Origin of the sequence: Microbacterium kribbense, assembly GCF_039537285.1 — a bacterium.
Taxonomy (GTDB): Bacteria; Actinomycetota; Actinomycetes; order Actinomycetales; family Microbacteriaceae; genus Microbacterium; species Microbacterium kribbense.
Window position 1 is genome coordinate 96,213 of sequence record NZ_BAABAF010000006.1, and the last position, 17,053, is coordinate 113,265.

General features: G+C 70.5%; 17 protein-coding genes. 12 read left to right on the top strand and 5 right to left on the bottom strand.

Going from position 1 to position 17,053, the window contains the following annotated elements:
* Positions 1-52: 52 nt before the first annotated feature.
* The 6 genes from ABD705_RS08705 (at position 53) to ABD705_RS08730 (ending at position 2,819) form a co-directional block, all read left to right on the top strand.
* The gene (locus ABD705_RS08705; RefSeq protein WP_344782612.1) at positions 53-451 is read left to right on the top strand and encodes an ArsR/SmtB family transcription factor; all 399 of its coding nucleotides are present in this window, start codon (positions 53-55) and stop codon (positions 449-451) included.
* 16 nt (positions 452-467) lie between these two features.
* Positions 468-1,712, top strand: a complete 1,245-nt coding sequence (locus tag ABD705_RS08710) for a glycosyltransferase family 4 protein (RefSeq protein WP_344782614.1) — start codon at positions 468-470, stop codon at positions 1,710-1,712.
* 41 nt (positions 1,713-1,753) lie between these two features.
* On the top strand, positions 1,754-1,945 hold the full coding sequence (locus ABD705_RS08715; RefSeq protein ID WP_344782616.1) for a helix-turn-helix domain-containing protein: 192 nt from the start codon (positions 1,754-1,756) through the stop codon (positions 1,943-1,945).
* An 83-nt stretch (positions 1,946-2,028) separates the two neighbouring features.
* Positions 2,029-2,127, top strand: coding sequence for a 30S ribosomal protein bS22 (locus tag ABD705_RS08720; protein ID WP_003792170.1), 99 nt, complete (start codon positions 2,029-2,031; stop codon positions 2,125-2,127).
* A 99-nt stretch (positions 2,128-2,226) separates the two neighbouring features.
* Entirely contained in the window at positions 2,227-2,526 is a 300-nt protein-coding gene (locus ABD705_RS08725) for a glutaredoxin family protein (RefSeq protein ID WP_344782618.1), read from the top strand.
* Positions 2,523-2,819 (top strand): Dabb family protein, encoded by a 297-nt coding sequence (locus ABD705_RS08730; RefSeq protein WP_344782620.1) that lies wholly within the window; start codon positions 2,523-2,525, stop codon positions 2,817-2,819. Before ABD705_RS08725 ends, ABD705_RS08730 begins: the two co-directional genes overlap by 4 nt.
* Positions 2,820-2,822: 3 nt before the next feature.
* Here ABD705_RS08730 and ABD705_RS08735 read toward each other — a convergent pair whose 3' ends face one another.
* Positions 2,823-3,005 carry a YegP family protein gene (locus ABD705_RS08735; RefSeq protein ID WP_344782622.1) on the bottom strand — a complete coding sequence of 61 codons (183 nt, stop codon included), beginning with the start codon at positions 3,003-3,005 and terminating at the stop codon, positions 2,823-2,825.
* Between the two features lie 195 nt (positions 3,006-3,200).
* Positions 3,201-4,541: an aspartate--tRNA(Asn) ligase gene (gene aspS / locus ABD705_RS08740; protein ID WP_344782624.1), complete on the bottom strand. Its 1,341-nt coding sequence runs from the start codon at positions 4,539-4,541 to the stop codon at positions 3,201-3,203.
* Positions 4,542-4,638: 97 nt separating this feature from the next.
* Here aspS and ABD705_RS08745 point away from each other — a divergent pair, with 97 nt between their 5' ends.
* From ABD705_RS08745 to ccsB, 5 genes are read left to right on the top strand one after another with little or no spacing between them, the layout of a single operon-like run.
* On the top strand, positions 4,639-5,268 hold the full coding sequence (locus ABD705_RS08745; RefSeq protein WP_344782626.1) for a histidine phosphatase family protein: 630 nt from the start codon (positions 4,639-4,641) through the stop codon (positions 5,266-5,268).
* Positions 5,268-5,948: a TlpA family protein disulfide reductase gene (locus ABD705_RS08750; protein WP_344782628.1), complete on the top strand. Its 681-nt coding sequence runs from the start codon at positions 5,268-5,270 to the stop codon at positions 5,946-5,948. The genes ABD705_RS08745 and ABD705_RS08750 overlap by 1 nt, the downstream gene beginning before the upstream one ends.
* On the top strand, positions 5,945-6,733 hold the full coding sequence (locus tag ABD705_RS08755; protein ID WP_344782630.1) for a cytochrome c biogenesis CcdA family protein: 789 nt from the start codon (positions 5,945-5,947) through the stop codon (positions 6,731-6,733). The genes ABD705_RS08750 and ABD705_RS08755 overlap by 4 nt, the downstream gene beginning before the upstream one ends.
* Positions 6,714-8,426, top strand: coding sequence for a cytochrome c biogenesis protein ResB (gene resB, locus ABD705_RS08760; RefSeq protein WP_344782632.1), 1,713 nt, complete (start codon positions 6,714-6,716; stop codon positions 8,424-8,426). The genes ABD705_RS08755 and resB overlap by 20 nt, the downstream gene beginning before the upstream one ends.
* 5 nt (positions 8,427-8,431) lie before the next feature.
* Positions 8,432-9,442, top strand: coding sequence for a c-type cytochrome biogenesis protein CcsB (gene ccsB / locus ABD705_RS08765; protein ID WP_344782634.1), 1,011 nt, complete (start codon positions 8,432-8,434; stop codon positions 9,440-9,442).
* 568 nt (positions 9,443-10,010) lie between these two features.
* Here ccsB and ABD705_RS08770 read toward each other — a convergent pair.
* Positions 10,011-12,167: a YhgE/Pip family protein gene (locus tag ABD705_RS08770; RefSeq protein ID WP_344782636.1), complete on the bottom strand. Its 2,157-nt coding sequence runs from the start codon at positions 12,165-12,167 to the stop codon at positions 10,011-10,013.
* Positions 12,164-15,031 (bottom strand): MMPL family transporter, encoded by a 2,868-nt coding sequence (locus tag ABD705_RS08775; protein WP_344782638.1) that lies wholly within the window; start codon positions 15,029-15,031, stop codon positions 12,164-12,166. Before ABD705_RS08775 ends, ABD705_RS08770 begins: the two co-directional genes overlap by 4 nt.
* A 152-nt stretch (positions 15,032-15,183) precedes the next feature.
* Between ABD705_RS08775 and ABD705_RS08780 the strand changes: the two genes are divergently transcribed.
* Positions 15,184-15,822, top strand: coding sequence for a TetR/AcrR family transcriptional regulator (locus ABD705_RS08780; protein WP_344782640.1), 639 nt, complete (start codon positions 15,184-15,186; stop codon positions 15,820-15,822).
* 57 nt (positions 15,823-15,879) lie between these two features.
* On the opposite strand, the gene ABD705_RS08785 is transcribed toward ABD705_RS08780, so the two are convergent.
* Positions 15,880-16,878 (bottom strand): o-succinylbenzoate synthase, encoded by a 999-nt coding sequence (locus ABD705_RS08785; RefSeq protein ID WP_344782642.1) that lies wholly within the window; start codon positions 16,876-16,878, stop codon positions 15,880-15,882.
* Positions 16,879-17,053: the final 175 nt, after the last annotated feature.

Sequence of the window (17,053 nt, forward strand, 5' to 3'; positions counted from 1 at the left end):
GGGCATCACCCGTGTCATGGTACTCAGTCCGCTGCCCGGCTAACCTATGGGCATGGCGGACATCTTCGACGTGATTGCAGACGGCACCCGTCGCGACATCCTCCGGCTGTTGCTCGAGCGATCCGCCGGCAGCGCCGCGGGCACCAGCGTGTCGCAGATCGTGGCCGAGCTGGGCGTGAGTCAGCCGACCGTCTCCAAGCACCTGAAGGTGCTGCGCGAGGCCGAGCTGGTGGCCGTGCGCGAAGAGGGCCAGCACCGGTTCTATCGCCTGCTGCCGCAGCCGCTGGATGCCGTCGACGACTGGATCGTGCCGTTCCTGAGCGCGCCCGAGCCCATGCCGGCGGCGACGCTGTCCGAACCGGCGGCGCACGCCGCCGAGGCGGTGGGCCGGGCTGCCGCATCGGCCAAGCACGCTCTGGGCAGCGCGCTGAAGAAATTCCCCGGTCGTTGAGCGACGCGTGCCCGCGATGACCGATCCCGCCGGGCGCGGCGCAGCCGCGGTGATGCTCGTGTGCGACTATTCGCTGCGCTATCTCGGCGGCGCGCAGACCGCGTTCGTCCGGCAGGCGCGCAGCCTCGCCGATCAAGGATGGACGGTCGTGGTCGTCGCCCCCGACGCCGATGTGCTGGCCGGCACCGCGAACGTGATCCCGGTGTCGCCGCACGTGCGCTGGACGCTGCCGGGCCTGGACCTGCCGATCCTCGGCCGGCGAGACGGCCTTGCGGCCACACTGGGCGAGCTGATCGACCGGCACGGTGTCGCCGCGATGGTGGTGCACTCCGAGTTCGCCCTGGCGGCAGCCGTGCTGGCGGTCGGCGCGCGGCGCGCGGTGCCGGTGCTGCACACCGTGCACACGTTCTTCTGGCGGGCACCCGTGCTGCTCTCGCCGCTGGCGCCGGTGGTGCGCTGGTTCCACCGTCGCCTGACGGGGCTGCCGTCCGCCCCGCGCTATACCGGCAGCACCCCGATCGACAATGCCCTCCGCGGCATGACGCTGCGGGTGGCGCTGCGCGCCGATGTCGTGCTGTCGCCGTCGGCGCACCAGGCGCAGGCGCTGCGCGACGCCGGCGTGGCGCAGGCACGCGCGTTCTCGAACGTCGCCGAGCCGATGCAGCTGACCGACCCGCCCGCCGCCGGTCCGCTGACGCTGCTGTGGGCGGCGCGCTTCGCCCCCGAGAAGCGGGTGGATGTCGCGTTGGACGCGATCCGGATCGTGGGCGAGCGGCTCGGCCCCGGCCGGGTGCACCTGCACGTGGCCGGCGGCACGCGCAAGCCGCAGCCCGATGTCACCTTCCACGGCGCGGTCTCGGCCGACCGCGTCGCGGCCCTGATCGCTGACAGCCATGCCGTGCTGATCACCTCACTGGGCTTCGACAACCAGCCGATGATCGCCCTGGAGGCGTTCACCCGCGGCCGGCCGGTGCTGGTGTCGGATCCGGCGCTGGCGACCGAGTTCGGTGCGGCCGCGCTGGGGACCGTGACGCCGGATGCCGCTGGGCTCGCCGAGGTTCTGATCGCCGCCATCGCCGACGATGCCACGCTGCGCGCGGCCGGCGCCGGAGCCGTCGCGTATGCGCAGGCGCGGCAGAGCGCCGAGCATGCCGCCGCACTGAAACGGGCCATCACCGATGCCGCCGCGCGGGCGTCCGCACGGCCGAAACTTCCGTCCCACTCGTCACGTGGGTTTACACCGATCCCACCTACCCCATAGAGTTGCCTGGATAGGCTGGCGCTGGGGAAAGGTAGGGGACCATGGCTGAGCTGCACGATGTGCGCTTTCTCACGGTCGCCGAGGTCGCGGAGTTGATGCGCGTCTCGAAGATGACGGTATACCGACTCGTGCACTCCGGTGAACTGCCGGCGGTGCGGTTCGGGCGCAGCTATCGGGTGCCGGAGTCGGCCGTGGCCGAACTCATGCACCGGCCCATCGCCGACGTCGGTTAGACTGACACCAGGCATTTTTCCGTCTGCCCGTTCCCGGACGCAGGTTCTCCTGTGGTCCAGACCCCGACATAGTGAGGTTTTCTGTGGGTTCTGTCATCAAGAAGCGCCGCAAGCGCATGGCGAAGAAGAAGCACCGCAAGCTGCTTCGCAAGACTCGCCACCAGCGTCGCAACAAGAAGTAGCGGCATCGACACCGAGCGCCTGTCCAATGGACGGGCGCTTCGTGCATCCGCGGCGTCGTCCGCCGTGCCGGCGCATCCGCCTGCCGGTAAGATGAACGAGTGACAACAGTGACCCTCATCGGCAAGCCGGACTGCCACCTGTGCGAGGTCGCGCATGGTGTCGTGGTGCAGGTCGTGGCCGAGTTGCCGGGCAAGGTGGCCGAGGGCGTCGAGGTCGTCGAGAAGTCGATCGCCGAGGACGCAGAGCTGTTCGCGAAGTGGTGGGAGAAGATCCCGGTGGTGCTCATCGACGACCGGCTGCACGCGCACTGGCGCGTCGCGCCGGATCGGCTTCACGACGCGCTGCTGGATGCGGCGCGCACGGCCGGAGCCGCCGAGTTCACCGGGCCGGTCCGGTGACGATCCGCCACGTCGTGGCGTTCACGCTCGCGGCCACCGATGCCGCGACGCGCGCGGAGCATGCGGCGGAGATCACCCGCCGGGTGAAGGCTCTGGTCGGAGTGGTGCCGGCGATCCGGGCGCTGTCGGCGGGTCCGGGCATCACACCGGGCGATTGGGACGTCGCACTCGTAGTCGACGTCGCCGACCGCGACGGGTTGGAGGCCTACGCGGTGCACCCGGTCCACCAGGAGGTGCTCGGCTACATCCGCAGCGTCATCTCCGACCGCGTCGCGGTCGACTTCGAGCTCTGAGGCCTACTTCTCGATCTCGACGGTCGCGGCCGCCGGCGCGTTCGTCTTGATCGACTCGATGCCACCGAGCGCGCTCGCCTTCGATGAGTAGCCCTGGCTGGTCGCGATGACCTGGCCGTTGGACGCCTTCAGATTGAAGCGCCAATCGCCGCCCTTGTCTACCCACAATTCGAACTTGCCGGCCATATCCGGCCCCTCTCCCTCGAGTTGCAGCGGGCGGATGCTCGCTCGAGGATCACGCTAGCGGCATGCGTCGACGGGGGAAAGGGGACGGGCGCTCACAGAGTTCGGAGGATCGCATGAGACTCAGACCCCCGGCGCAGGATGCTCCGAAGTACGCGCAATCCTCCGAACCCGGGCAGGTGCGCCAGGCGCGCGGGCTCAGGGGGCCAGGCGGGTCGGCCCACGGAACAGGAACGTCACCTCGCGGATGGACGCCTCGCCCAGCAGCAGCATCAGCACCCGGGCCAGGCCCATTCCGAACCCGCCGTGCGGCGGCATGCCGTACCGGAAGAAGTCGAGGTAGTGCGCCAGGCCCTCCAGCTTGAGGCCCTTGGCCACCGCCTGCGCCTCGAGCACCTCGATGCGGTGCTCGCGCTGTGCGCCGGTGGTGATCTCGACGCCGTTGAACAGCAGGTCGTAGCTGCGGGTGAGCCCGGTGGCCTCGTCGAGCATGTGGTAGAACGGCCGGATCTCGGGGTGGTAGTCGGTGATGAACACGAACTGGTGGCCGTAGGTCTCGGCCACGTGCGCCGAGATCTGCCGCTCGCCCTCGGGGTCGAGGTCGCCGTCGGTGCGCGGGGACTCGTAGCCGCGGGCCTTGATGATCTCGTGGGCCTGCGCCAGCGGAATGCGCGGGAACGGCAGCGTCGGCACCGTCACCTCGACGTCGAACAGCTCCGTGATCTCGCCGCCGTGCTTGTCCTTCACCGCCTGGATGGCAGTGGCCAGCAGCTCCTCCTGCATGGCCGCGACATCCAGGTGCGAGTCGATCCAGCTGATCTCGGCATCCACACTCGTGAACTCGGTCGCGTGGCGGCTGGTGAAGCTCGGGTCGGCGCGGAACACGTCGCTGATCTCGAAGACCTTGCCGAAACCGGCCGCCTGCGCCATCTGCTTGTAATGCTGCGGGCTCTGCGCGAGGTACGCGGTCTGGTCGCCGAAGTAGTCCAGCGCGAACAGCTCGGCGTGGGACTCGGACGGGCTGGACATCAGCTTGGGCGAATGGAGCTCGATGTAGTCGCGGTCGATCCAGTACTGCCGCATCGCGTGCTCGAGCGTCGTCGAAACGCGGAAGATCAGGTTGTTGCGGCGCTGGCGCAGGTCGAGGAAGCGCCAGTCCATCCGCTTGTCCATGCTGCTGTCGGCGGCGATCGGCGTCTCGGGCAGGGCGGCTGCGGCGACCTGCAGGCTGTGCAGCTTGATCTCCAGGCCCCCGAGCTTGACCCGCTCGTCGTGCTTGAGGTCGCCGGTCACGGTCAGAAACGTGCCGTGGGCGAGGTTGGAGATGGCGTCGGTGAGTTCCAGCGCCGCGGCATCCTGAGAGGTGCCGTCTTCGGCAGGCCGAGTGGCGGGGTTGACCAGCTGCACGGCGCCGGTCTCGTCGCGCAGAATGACGAACTGCACCTTCTTCTGATCGCGGACGGTCTCCACCCACCCCGAGACGGAGACGGGGCCGTCGGTGCGAGCGGCGAGCTGGCCTACGAGAATACGTTCAGTCACGAGAGTCCAGTCTACGTGGGGGATGTGCAGTGACCGGATGCCTGCGGCGGTGCCGCTCTCAGCGCCCTCTGAAGCGCGCTCACCGTACACTTGAACGGTGCCCGCCGACCGCCTCCATCTCGTGCGCCACGGGGAGGTCCACAACCCCCGCCGTGTGCTGTACGGGCGACTGCCGAACTTCGCGCTCAGCGCTGCCGGCCGGCGGATGGCGCGGCAGGCCGCCGACTACGTGCACGGGCTGGATCGCCCGGTGGGTTCGCTGGTCTGCTCCCCGCTGCAGCGCACGCGCGAGTCCGCCGAGCCGTTCAGCGAGCTGTTCGGCATCGAGCCGGTCATCGATGAGCGCGTGGTCGAGCCGACCAACGTCTTCGAGGGCCAGCGCATGAAGCGGGCGGTGGCCAACCCGCTGAACTGGCGCTACCTGGCCCACCCCGCCGTGCCGAGCTGGGGCGAGCCGTATGCACAGGTGATCGCACGGATGGATGCGGCGATGACGGACGTTTGGACCGGCACCGAGGCCGGCGATGCCGTGATCGTCTCGCATCAGCTGCCGATCTGGGTCACGCACCTGCACGTGGCGGGACTGCCCGCCCGGCACGACCCGCGCCGGCGCCGGTGCGCGCTGTCGAGTGTGACGAGTTTTCAGCGCGACGCCGGCACCTGGGTCGAAGTCGGCTATGCCGAGCCTGCGTCCGCCGCGGGCGCCGTCGATGTGGGAGCAGTGTGATGACACAGGCCGCTGAGCGAGCGAATCGAGAAGGCGTGCGCCGGCGGCGATTCGGCAAGGCCGCGGCATCCGTCCTGGTCGCCCTGATCGTCGCGGCGGGTCTGTCGGCCTGCTCGAGCGGGGGCGGCGACCTGGCCAGCCAGTACCGCGCCGGCGACGGCAAGGGCTACATCGCGGGCGACTTCGCGGTCAAGGAGTTCCGGCCGGGGGACCGGCCGGCGGCGGTCGACTTCTCGGGCACCCTCGATGACGGCGAACCGGTCTCGAGCACGGACTATGCCGGCAAGGTCACGGTCGTGAACTTCTGGTACGCCAACTGCGCGCCCTGTCGTCAGGAGGCGCCGCAGCTCGAGAAGTCGCTGCAGCAGTTCAGGGGGCAGGATGTCGCGTTCCTGGGCGTGAACACCTATGACCAGGCGGCCACGGCGCGCAGCTTCGCGAAGGAGTTCGGCGTCACCTATCCGAGCGTCATCGACGTCGACACCAAGTCGGTCACCGCGGCCTTCGCCGACATCGTGCCGCTGAGCGCGACGCCGTCCACGGTCGTGCTCGGGCGCGACGGGCGCCCTACCGCGCGCATCATCGGCCAGCTCCCGGATGCCTCGATCCTGACGTCGCTGATCCGCACGGCCCTGAGCGACTCGGCTCCGGGCGATTCGGCGAAGAGCGGGACGTCGTGATCGGCGCGGTCGCAGACGGGGCGCTCTGGCTCGCGGTCCCGATCGCGGTGCTGGCCGGCCTGGTCTCGTTCCTGTCGCCGTGCGTGCTGCCGCTGGTGCCCGGCTACCTCGGCTTCATCGGCGGAGCGGTCGCGCCGCGCCGGCCGGCCCCCGCCGCCGGCGGGGCGGCGGCGCCGACGGCCGTGATGACCGAGACGATCGCGCCGGCCCGCGGCCGCCTCGTCGGCGGGGTGCTGCTGTTCATCGGCGGGTTCACCGTCGTGTTCATGGCGATGAACATCCTGGGCGGCTCGGTGGGCCTGTTCTTCCTCACCTACAAAGACGTCATCACGCGCGTCATGGGCGTCGTGATCATCCTGCTCGGCCTCGTCTTCATCGGGGTGTTCGGCGTCGCGCAGCGCACGTTCAAGCCGCAGGTGCGCGGCAACCTGGGGCTGGTCGGCGCGCCGCTGCTCGGCCTCGCGATGGGCGTCGGCTGGGCGCCCTGCATCGGTCCGACCCTGAGCGTCATCCTCGGGATGTCACTGGATTCGGCATCCGCGTCCCGCGGCGCCGTGCTGGGCCTGGCGTACTCGCTGGGCCTGGGCATCCCGTTCCTGCTCATAGCGCTCGGCTTCGGCTGGGCGACGCAGTCGGTGGCGTTCCTGCGCCGGCACATCCGTTTCGTCAATCTTGTCGGTGGCGCCCTCCTGATCGTGCTCGGGGTGCTGATGGTGACCGGCGTCTGGGGCGCGCTCATGGCCCAATTGCAGGGGGTGATCGCAGGTGTCACACCCGCGCTCTGAATCCACCACGACCGCTGATCCGCTGCGTCCGCCCGATCACATCGAGTACGAACCCGGCGATGAGATCGTCTCGCCGCGGCTCGGCCCGATCGGCTGGATCCGCTGGGGCTGGCGGCAGCTGACCAGCATGCGCACCGCGCTGGTGCTGCTGCTGCTGCTGGCGATCGCGGCGGTGCCCGGCTCGATCGTGCCGCAGCGCAGCGCCGACCCGAACGGCGTGACCCAGTACTTCCAGGACAACCCGGGGCTGGCGCCGGTGCTCGATCGGCTGCAGCTGTTCGACGTGTACACCTCGGCATGGTTCTCGGCGATCTACATCCTGCTGTTCATCTCGTTGATCGGCTGCGTCATCCCGCGCGTTAAGCACCACCTGAAGGCGCTGCGCACCCGCCCGCCGCGCACGCCGGTGCGCCTGTCCCGGCTCACCGACCACCGCGAGTCACTGGTCGAGCTGACCCCCGGTGCGGATGCCGCCGCCGAGGCATCCCGTGCCGTCGACATCGCGGCCCGCCAGCTGAAGGCGGGCGGCTACCGGGTGCAGCGCTACGACGCCCGCGGCGCGTTCTCGGTGTCGGCCGAGCGCGGCTATCTGCGCGAGAGCGGCAACCTGGTCTTCCACATCGCGCTGCTGGGCGTGCTGATCGCCGTCGGCATCGGCGGCGGCTTCACCTACACCGGGCAGCGGGTGATCGTCGAGGGCACCACGTTCGTGAACTCGGTGGGCACCGACTACTCGTCGTTCAACCCGGGCCGGTTCGTCAACCCCGACACGCTCACGCCCTTCACGATGCGGCTGGACAAGTTCGACGTCAAATACCAGACCACCGGCCAGGCGGGGGACTTCGTCGCCCACATGACGACGCGGCTGCCCGGCCACGAGGCGGTCGACGACACCATCAAGGTCAACCACCCGCTGGGCATCTCGGGGGACCGGGTCTACCTGCTCGGCAACGGCTACGCGCCCACCGTCACGGTGCGAAACCCCGCCGGCGACGTGGTCTTCCACGACACCATCCCGTTCCTGCCGCAGGACAACAACCTGACCTCGCTGGGCGTGATCAAGGTGCCGGACGGCCTGAGCCAGCAGCTGGGCATCGTGAGCTTCTTCTACCCGTCGCAGGTCGCGACCTCCTCTGGTGCGTTCACCTCGGCGTTCCCCGCGCTGATCAACCCGGTGCTGACCATGAACGTCTATCAGGGCGATCTCGGCATCGATGGCGGCATCCCGCGCTCGGTCTATGCCCTCGACACCAGCGGCATGACGCAGCTGACCGGCGGCACCACCGGAGTGAAATCGATCGAGCTGTCGCCGGGCCAGACCTCGGCGCTGCCCGACGGACTGGGCTCGATCACCTTCGACGACGCCTCACCGGCCGGCGCCACCGACTCGTCCGAGTCGGTGAAGCGGTTCGCGTCACTGTCGATCCACCGCGACCTGGCCGCGCCGTGGGTGCTGCTGTTCGCACTGCTGGCGGTGGGCAGCCTGATGCTCGCCCTGTTCGTGCCGCGGCGCCGGATGTGGGTCAAGGCGACGCCGGACGGCGGCACCGTGCGGCTGGAGTACGCCGGCCTCGCGCGCGGTGAGGACCCCACCCTGGCCGGCGCTGTCGAGGCACTCGCGCGCAAGCACGGCGATGCGCTCGGCAAGGCCGGCCAGGCCGGACCGGCGGCCGATTCGGCGAGCGTAAACTGACTGCCATGCCTACCCTCGACGAGATCTCGGTCCTGCTGGTCTGGACAGCCGTCGCGATCTATGCGCTCGCGTTCATCTTCTACACGGTCGATCTCGCGCGCCGTTCGGCGCAGGTGCTCGACGCGAAGGATGCCGCCGCCGTGCGCGAGCGCGAACTCGTGATGGCCGGGGGTGGCGGCGGCTCGATCGGGTCGTCGCGCTCGCCGCTGGCGATCGCGCCGGCGCAGCGGGTGCGGCCCGTGTTCGCCCGCATCGCCACGTCCCTGGTGTGGCTGGGCTTCCTCTTCCACCTCGGCGGCGACGTGCTGCGCGGGGTCGCGGCCGGCCGGGTGCCGTGGGCGAACATGTACGAGTTCGCCCTGACCGGCACGGTGCTCATCGTCGCGGTGTACCTGGCGATGCTGTTCCGCTACGACCTGCGGTTCCTCGGCGCGCTGATCACCGGCCTGGTGGTGCTGCTGCTGGGCGGGGCGACGCTGTCGTTCTACGTGGCCGTGGCGGTGCTGCCCGATGCGCTGAAGTCACCGTGGCTGGTCATCCACGTCTTCGTCGCGTCGCTGGCGACCGCGTTCTTCGCGCTGACCTTCGGTCTGTCGTTCCTGCAGCTGCTGCAGACGCACCGTGAGCACAAGCTGATCGTGGCGGCCGGATCCGATCATCCGAAGGAGGTCGGCTGGAGGTACCTCAAGACGCTGCCCAGCTCCGAGGCGCTGGAGTCGCTGGCCTACCGGTTCGCGATCATCGGCTTCATCTTCTGGACGTTCACCCTCATCGCAGGCTCCATCTGGGCCAACGACGCGTGGGGCCGGTTCTGGGGCTTCGACACGAAGGAAGTCTGGACGTTCGTGATCTGGGTGCTCTATGCCGGCTACATCCACGCCCGCGCCACGCGCGGCTGGCGCGGCACCCGGTCGGCGTGGCTGTCGATCATCGGCTTCGCCGCGGTGATCTTCAACTTCGCGATCGTCAACGTCTTCTTCAAGGGTCTGCACGCCTACAGCGGCCTGACCAACTGAGGTCTGCCTGAGCCCGGCGCCCGGGCGCCGAGTCACCGCGCGCACGCGCATAGCGCGCGCATCTTCGAGGGTCGCACGCACCGGCATCAATCGTTCAGTCGGCGCGTTTTACCGAGTTTCCCGCGCAGATCCGCAAATTCCGCCGACTGAAATCCCGCGGCGAGATTCAGCCGGCGCGTTTTACCGTTGCGGTGGGGTCACACCGGTGAATCGCGTCGACTGAATCTCCGGCGGCTTCTGTGCTGACGCACGCCACCGCAGCGATGGGCACTCCTGCATCGGTGCGCACGCCGCAGTGTCAGGGATGCTGCTGCTGACCCGTGACCAGAACCGCGACGCGGCGTACCTCCCGACCGTGCGACTGATCCCGCGGGGCTGAGGGGCCGGGTCAGATCGCCTCGCGCGGGCCCTCAGTGGACCGCGAGCCAGAAGTGGACGACGGTCACGGGGCCGCGGCTGACGGCAACGTCCCAGCATCCCGGCACGTCGAAGGCGGGTCCGCATCCCCGTTCGTCGCCTGGCCGGTCGAAGTTGCTTGAGACGTGCGGTCGGGCCCCCATGTCGCGGACTACGCGGCGACCGGCACCTCGGTCAGGAGTGCCTGCACGCTCGTCGTGCGCCGGCGCATCACCGCGACCACCGTGGCGCCGAACGAGAGCACCGTCCAGATCAGCAGCCAGGCGATGCCGGCGCCGACTCCACTGGATGCGGTCAGGGCGGCAAGCGCGGCCGACAGCGCCGGCGCGGTGGGCATCAGCCCCGCGATCGTCACCAGGACGCCGGGCACGGTCGAGACCACGCCGGTGGCCACCACGAGCACGCCCACGATCGCGCCGATCCACCTGCCGGCGCCGCCGAAGACGGCCACCAGCGCCTGGTTGACGGCGGCGAACGCGACGCCGGCGAGCACGCAGACCAGGGCGAACACCGACCAGGTGGCCCAGTCGTACGAGGCGGCGATCTGCACGATGCCGGCCACCAGCATCCCCTGCACGGCGCCGATGATCGCCGCCGGTGCCAGCGCGCGCAGCGCGAGCATGACCGAGGGCCGGCGGGAGGTCAGGGCCCGGCGCGACACCGCCTGCAGCGCCACGAACGAGCCCAGCCCGCCGAACCACAGCGCCAGGATCACCAGCAGGGGGATCGCCGACGCACCGAACATGTTGGTGCCCAGGCCGCTGGCCACCACCGGGTCGGCGACCACGGACGCCAGGCTCGTCGCCTGCTGATCGGTCAGCGACGGCAGCGCATCGGCGGCCTTGTGCAGTCCGCCCGAGATCTGGTCGGCGCCGTCGGCGAGCGTGGTCACACCCGTGCCCAGCGCGGCCGCGCCGTCGGCGCTCTGGTCGGCGCCCGCGGCCCACGTCCGCGCGTCGGAGGCCCAGGTCTGGGCGCCCGAGGCCCACTGCGACGCTCCGGATGCCGCCTGGGATGCGCCGGATGCCAGCGATCCCGCCCCGTCGGCGAGCTTGGCCACCCCGGCCGACGCGCTGGTGGCTCCGGCGGCAAGCCCCGTCATGCCGCCCGAGACCTGGTCCATGCCGGCCGAGATCGCCGACAGCCCCTGCGCGAGCTGGGGGAGCTGACGGAGCCCCTCCATGCCCTGGGCGATGGCGCCGGACTGGTCGATGATGTCGGTCAGCTGCGGCAGCGCCGTGCCGGCGCCGGCCGAGATCTGATCCAGCAGCGTGCACAGCTGCTCCGACCCGCCCTGGGCGCGGCATTCGGCCGCCGCGGTCGCGAGCTGGTCGGCCGTGTCGGTGACGGTGCTCTTTATCTGCTCGCTGTCGGCGGCGAGCTGGTGCGCCCCGTCGACGACCTGCTGCGGGATCTGCGGCGCCTGCGCCAGCCCGGCGGCGATCTTCGACAGGTTGCCCGCCAGCTCACCGGTGCTGCCGGCCAGCTGCTGCGCGCCCGAAGCCCAGGTGTTCAGGCCGCCGGCGGCCGATCTCGCCCCCGCGGCCCACCCGGACATCCCCGACGAGAGCTGCCTGACGCCGGATGAGATGCCGTTCGCGCCCGAGGCCAGCGAGCCCGCGCCGTCGGCCAGCTTGTCCGCCCCCGTCGCGAGCCGATCCACGCCGCCGGCCAGGCTCGTCGCGCCGTTCGCGCTCTTGTCTGCGCCGTCGGCCCAGGTCGCCGCGCCGCCCGCGGCGGTGCCGAGCCGGTCGCCCAGCGTCGTGAATCCGATGAACACGTTCTGCAGCGTCGCGCCGGACAGCGACTGGCCGAGCACGGATGCCGCCATCGAGGTGATCTGCGCCGTGATCGCGTCGTCGATGACCCGCCCCTCGGGGTTGGTCTGCACGTGGATGGTCGCCTGCCGAGCGGCGTCGTCCTTGCCGGCCAGCTCCTGTCCGGGGGACAGCGCCGCAGCAGAGAAGCCCTGGGGAATCGTCACGACCGCCTGGTAGGTGCCGTCGGCGAGCCCCTTCTTCGCGTCGGAGCTGTTCGAGATCGTCCAGTCCAGGTTGCTCGACTCGGCGCCGGTGCCCTTCACCAGCCCGGCGGTCAGCTGCCGGCCCAGCGGCACGAGCCGGCCGTCGAGGGTGACCGCCTGGTCGTTGTTCACGATCGCGGCATTCATCGAATCGAGTCGCTCGGTCGGGTTGTACAGCGCGGTCACGAAGAGGCCGCCGATGACCACCGGCAGCAGCAGCACGCCGATCAGCGTCAGCCAGGTGATCGGGCGGCGGGTGCGGGCGCGTTCGATGAACGTCTTCATGCGGTGACCTCGGTGGAAGCGGCGGTGGGGGCGGGCATGTGGTGCCGGGGCGCGGGTGGCGCGACGTCGAGCACGGCGGCGCCGAAGCGGCCGGCGTCGGCCAGCAGCGCACGGGCCGAGACCGCGTCGACCGCGGTCGCGATGACGGTCAGGGTGGGGGCGATGGATGCCGCATCCCGCAGGGCTGCGGTGACCTGATCGCGCGCGGCCGGCGCCGTCACGGCATCCAGTCCGTCGATCACGAGAAGTCGAGTGCGATGGCGCAGTGCCCGGCGCACCTCGGCGGCGGGATCGGCGGCCGCGGCGAGCATCGCCACGCCGGCGTGTGCGCGCACCCAGATGGCGCGGCCGGGCAGTACGTGCCCGTTGACCTTCAGCCGGCCCGTGGTCGGGGCGGCCCGGCCGGCGAGGGTCAGCGCGAGCGCGCGCGAACGGCGCCGGTCGCTGCCGCCCAGGATCAGCGATCCGCCCGGCTCGACACGCAGTCCGACGCCGCTGTAGAGCGTCGTGCCCTCGTGGTCGGCCAGCTCCAGCCCCTGCGCGACGACGGTCGCGGTGGTGTGCGGCTCGGGCCAGTCGGCCAGTTCGATCTCGTGCTCGACGGCCTGGCCCTCGATGTCGAAATGCGGCAGCAGGCGGCCCAGCCGCTTCGGCATCCACCACGCCTTCGCACCCAGCAGCGCCATCACCGCCGGCACCAGCGTCATCCGCACCGTGAACGCGTCGATCGCGATGCCCGCGGCCAGTCCCAGCGCGATCGGCTTCAGGTTCGAGTCGCCCTCGGGCACGAACGCAGCGAACACCGCGAACATGATGACCGCGGCGGCGGTGACCACGCGCGCCGAGGCGGTGTAGCCGCTGCGCACGGCATCCAGCGCGACGCGCCGGTCGCTGCGTCCGTCGCCGCGGCGCCGGCCGTGCACGAAGTCCTCGCGCATCCGCGAGACCAGGAACACCTCGTAGTCCATCGCCAGGCCGAACAGCACGCCCATCAGCACGATCGGCATGAAGCTGATGATCGGGCCGACCCGGCTCACGTGCAGCAGGTCGGCGCCGAAGCCGTGGATGAACACCAGCGAGACGACGCCGAAAGCGGCAGCCACCGACAGCAGATAGCCGGCGGCGGCCTTCAGCGGCACCCAGATCGAGCGGAACACGACGGTCAGCAGGATCAGCGACAGGCCCACGACGAAGACGCCGAACGGCAGCAGCGCGGCACCGAGCCGGTCGGAGATGTCGATCGCGACCGCCGTGAAGCCGGTGACCTTCATGTCGACGCCGTAGGTGTCGAGGATGTGGTCGTGCTGCGCGCGCAGCTCGCGCACCAGGTCGGCGGTGGCCGGGTCGTCGGGGGCGGTGGTCGGGATGATCTGCACGATGCCGGTGTCGGCGGTCTCGTTCGGGGTGGCCAGTGCCACGGTCTTCACACCGGGGAGCTTCTCGATGTCGTCGCCGATGTCGTGCATCAGCGTCAGCGGGTCGTTGCTCGTGACGATCGTGCCGGTCATGATCAGCGGGCCGTTGAACCCCGGGCCGAAATGCTGTGCGACCAGGTCATAGGACTGGCGCGCCTGGGTGTCCTTCGGGAGCATGCCGGCGTTGGGCAGTGCGAGCGCGAGGCTGCCCGCGGGGATGGCCAGTGCGCCCAGGATGACCGCGACCGCGATCGTCGTGACCGCCGGGTGGCGGGTCACCAGGGCGACCCACCGCGCGGCGAACCCCTTCTTCTCTTCGGTCCTCGAGCGAGCGAGGCGAGTCGAAACGTCGTCGGCGGTGTCTTCGTTGCGTTCCGACTCGGTCGCGGCGCTCGCTCGTTCAACGACCGTGCGCGGGCGCCGCCGCCAGCCGATCACGCGCCCCTTCGCGAAGCCGAGGAACGCCGGCGTCAGCGTCAGCCCGACGGCCACCGCGACCGCGACGGCGACGGCCGCGGCGATGCCCATCGTGGTCAGGAACGGGATGTTCGCGAAGCTCAGGCCGATCAGCGCGATCATCACCGTCACGCCGGCGAACACGACCGCCGAGCCGGCGGTTCCCGTCGCGCGGGCGGCCGACTCCTCGGCGTCGATGCCGCTGCGGACCTGGTCCTGATGTCGCGAGATGATGAACAGGGCATAGTCGATGCCGACCGCGAGGCCCAGCATCAGCGCGAGCAGCGGCGTGGTCGACGAGACCGAAGCGAACGCGGTCGAGACGAAGATCAGGGCCATCGACAGGCCCACCCCCAGCAGCGCGGTCAGCAGCGGCATCCCGGCGATCACGAACGAGCGGAACGTGACGATCAGCACCAGCAGGGCGATGATCACGCCGACCGCCTCGGTGATCGAGATCGTCGGCAGCGACGTCGCGAACAGGTCACCGCCCAGAGCCACCTGCGATCCGGCCGGCAGCTCGGTGCGCAGCCCGTCGACGACGTGTTCGAGGGCGGCCTTGGCGGCATCGCTGACGTCAGTGACCTGTCCCTTGAACTGCAGCTGCACGATGGCGGCGGTGCCGTCGTCAGAAATCAGTCCATGGATCTGCCCGGAGAACGGGTCGCTGACGGCGATCACACCCGGCACCTTCTCGAGCCGGGTGATCGTCGTCTTGATGTCGTCGGTGAAGGGTGCGGCATCCACCTTCTCGCCTTCGGGCGCGACGACGATGAACTGCGCGTTGGTGCCGGAGACCTGCGGGAAGGTGCGGCTGAGCTGCTCGAGCCCGGCCTGCGATTCGGTGCCCGGGATCGAGAACGCATTGTCGGTGCCCTGCGCGAACAGGGCGACGCCGCCGCCGGCCAGCCCCAGGAGGATCAGCCAGCTCACGAGCACGCGCCAGGGGTGACGGTACGACCAGCGGCCGAGCGCGGCGAGAAGTGTGGACACGGGTCCTCCGGGAGTGCGGCTATTCCGATGCGTCGGTGTATTCAATACAGAAGTGTATCGGATACATACGTGTATCGTAGTTTCGACGGCAATGCCGAAGCTGGATGCCCGATGTGAATTACGCTCAGACACGACGAGGACGGAGGGGGAGCATGAGTGACACGCCCGCACAGGCCGCCACCCGCAGCCGCGAGAACACGCGTGCCCGGCTGATGGACGCGGCTTTCGCCGTCTTCGCCGAAGTCGGCCTGGACGGCGCGTCGGTCGAGGCCATCTGCGAGCGCGCAGGCTTCACCCGCGGCGCCTTCTATTCGAATTTCGACTCCAAGGACGAGCTGTTCCTCGCCTTGGCGGCATCCGTCTCGGAGCACAAGCTGACCACGATCACCGAGCGGGTGCGCGCCCTCAAAGACGACGCCGGCCGGCCGGCCGGACCCGTCGAGGTCGTGCAGTGGCTCGTCGACCTGTCGCTGGACTCGCGGCAGGGCGTGCTGCTGACCAGCGAGATCCGCACCCGTGCGATGCGCGACGAGCGCATCGCGGCGGCCTACCAGGCGTGGCTGGCCGACATGGTGCAGCGCGTCGCGGCGATCGTCGACGACCTGGTCGCGACGTATGGCATGCGGCTGCGGATGCCCGCGAGCGCGTTCGCGCAGCTGATGCTCGAGCTGTGGGAGAGCACGTCGGTGAACGCGCTCATCCAGCGGCTCGACGATGCCGCCACCGGTGAGCTCGTGCGCACCCGCACCCTCGTGCTGGCCGCGGCGGTCGTGGAGGGGTTCGGGCAGTAGCGGCGCCCGCTCAGGGGTGCCGCTCAGGGGTGTGCGACGAGTGCCGCGTGCGCCTGCTCAGCCGTGTGCGACGAGTGCCGCGTGGCAGCGCTGCAGGCGTGCGAGCCACCAGGCCTGTCGGTCGGGCGAGGCGGCGGCCGCGTCGAGCAGGGCGGCGTCGGGTTCCACCCGGCCGACCGGCAGCACGCCGCCGCGGGGGACCAGCGGCGGGGCTGCGACATCCATCGTGAACAGAGATGCCGTGCCCAGCCCGCAGTCGTAGTCCAGCTCGGGCAGCGCGGCGGCGAGGGCGGCGCCCATCGCCAGGCCGATCGAGGTGTCCAGCGCGCTGGAGACCACGGCAGGCAGCCCCGCCGCCGCGACGATCTGCAGCGCGTGGGCGACGCCGCCCAGCGGCTGCGCCTTGACGATGATCAGGTCGGCCGCGCCGGCGCGGGCCACCGCGAGCGGGTCGGTCGCCTTGCGCACGCTCTCGTCGGCGGCGATCGGCACGCCCAGGTGTTTGGTGCGGTAGCGCACCTCGGCGAGCTCGTCGACGGTGGCGCAGGGCTGCTCGACGTATTCCAGATCGAGGTCGGCGAGGGCGTGGATGGCGCGGTCGGCCTCGTCGAGGTTCCAACCGCCGTTCGCATCGATGCGCACCCGCCCCTCGGGGCCCATCACCGCGCGCACGGCGGCCACCCGGGCCAGGTCGTCGGACAGGCTCTGGCCGCGCTCGGCGACCTTCACCTTCGCGGTGCGGCAGCCGTCGAACCGTGCGAGCACCGCGGCGACATCCGCTGCCGCCACCGCCGGCACGGTCGCGTTCACCCCGATCTCGGTGCGCACCGGCGCCGGCTGCGGGTTCCACCCGAAGTCGATCGCCGCGGCCAGCCACGCCGCCGCTTCGGCGTCGTCATACTCGACGAACGGCGAGAACTCGGTCCAGCCTTCCGGCCCGTGCAGCAGCAGCGCTTCGCGCACCGTCACGCCGCGGAAACGGGTCGCCATCGGCAGGGCCACGACGCGCGCGACATCGCGCAGTTCTTCGATCGCAGGCAGGGTCACAGCATCCATCCTGCCCCGCTTCCGCCCTCGCGCGCAGCGCCTCGCGCGGTGCGCGGCAGCAGGGTGAGCCCGGCCCGCTTGAGTCGCCGCATATGGCGGCCTGGTCGGCGCGGAACCCGCCATATGCGACGACCGGAGCAGGCGTGTGCGTGGGGCTCCGCGTTGAGTCGCCGCATATGGCGAC

Coding starts and splice junctions, on each gene's coding strand:
- ABD705_RS08780 (WP_344782640.1), top strand. CDS start 15,184: ATGAGTGACACGCCCGCACAGGCCGCCACCCGCAGCCGCGAGAACACG.
- ABD705_RS08705 (WP_344782612.1), top strand. CDS start 53: ATGGCGGACATCTTCGACGTGATTGCAGACGGCACCCGTCGCGACATC.
- ABD705_RS08735 (WP_344782622.1), bottom strand. CDS start 3,005: ATGGCCGGCAAGTTCGAATTGTGGGTAGACAAGGGCGGCGATTGGCGC.
- ABD705_RS08715 (WP_344782616.1), top strand. CDS start 1,754: ATGGCTGAGCTGCACGATGTGCGCTTTCTCACGGTCGCCGAGGTCGCG.
- ABD705_RS08750 (WP_344782628.1), top strand. CDS start 5,268: ATGACACAGGCCGCTGAGCGAGCGAATCGAGAAGGCGTGCGCCGGCGG.
- ccsB (WP_344782634.1), top strand. CDS start 8,432: ATGCCTACCCTCGACGAGATCTCGGTCCTGCTGGTCTGGACAGCCGTC.
- ABD705_RS08770 (WP_344782636.1), bottom strand. CDS start 12,167: ATGAAGACGTTCATCGAACGCGCCCGCACCCGCCGCCCGATCACCTGG.
- ABD705_RS08710 (WP_344782614.1), top strand. CDS start 468: ATGACCGATCCCGCCGGGCGCGGCGCAGCCGCGGTGATGCTCGTGTGC.
- ABD705_RS08785 (WP_344782642.1), bottom strand. CDS start 16,878: ATGGATGCTGTGACCCTGCCTGCGATCGAAGAACTGCGCGATGTCGCG.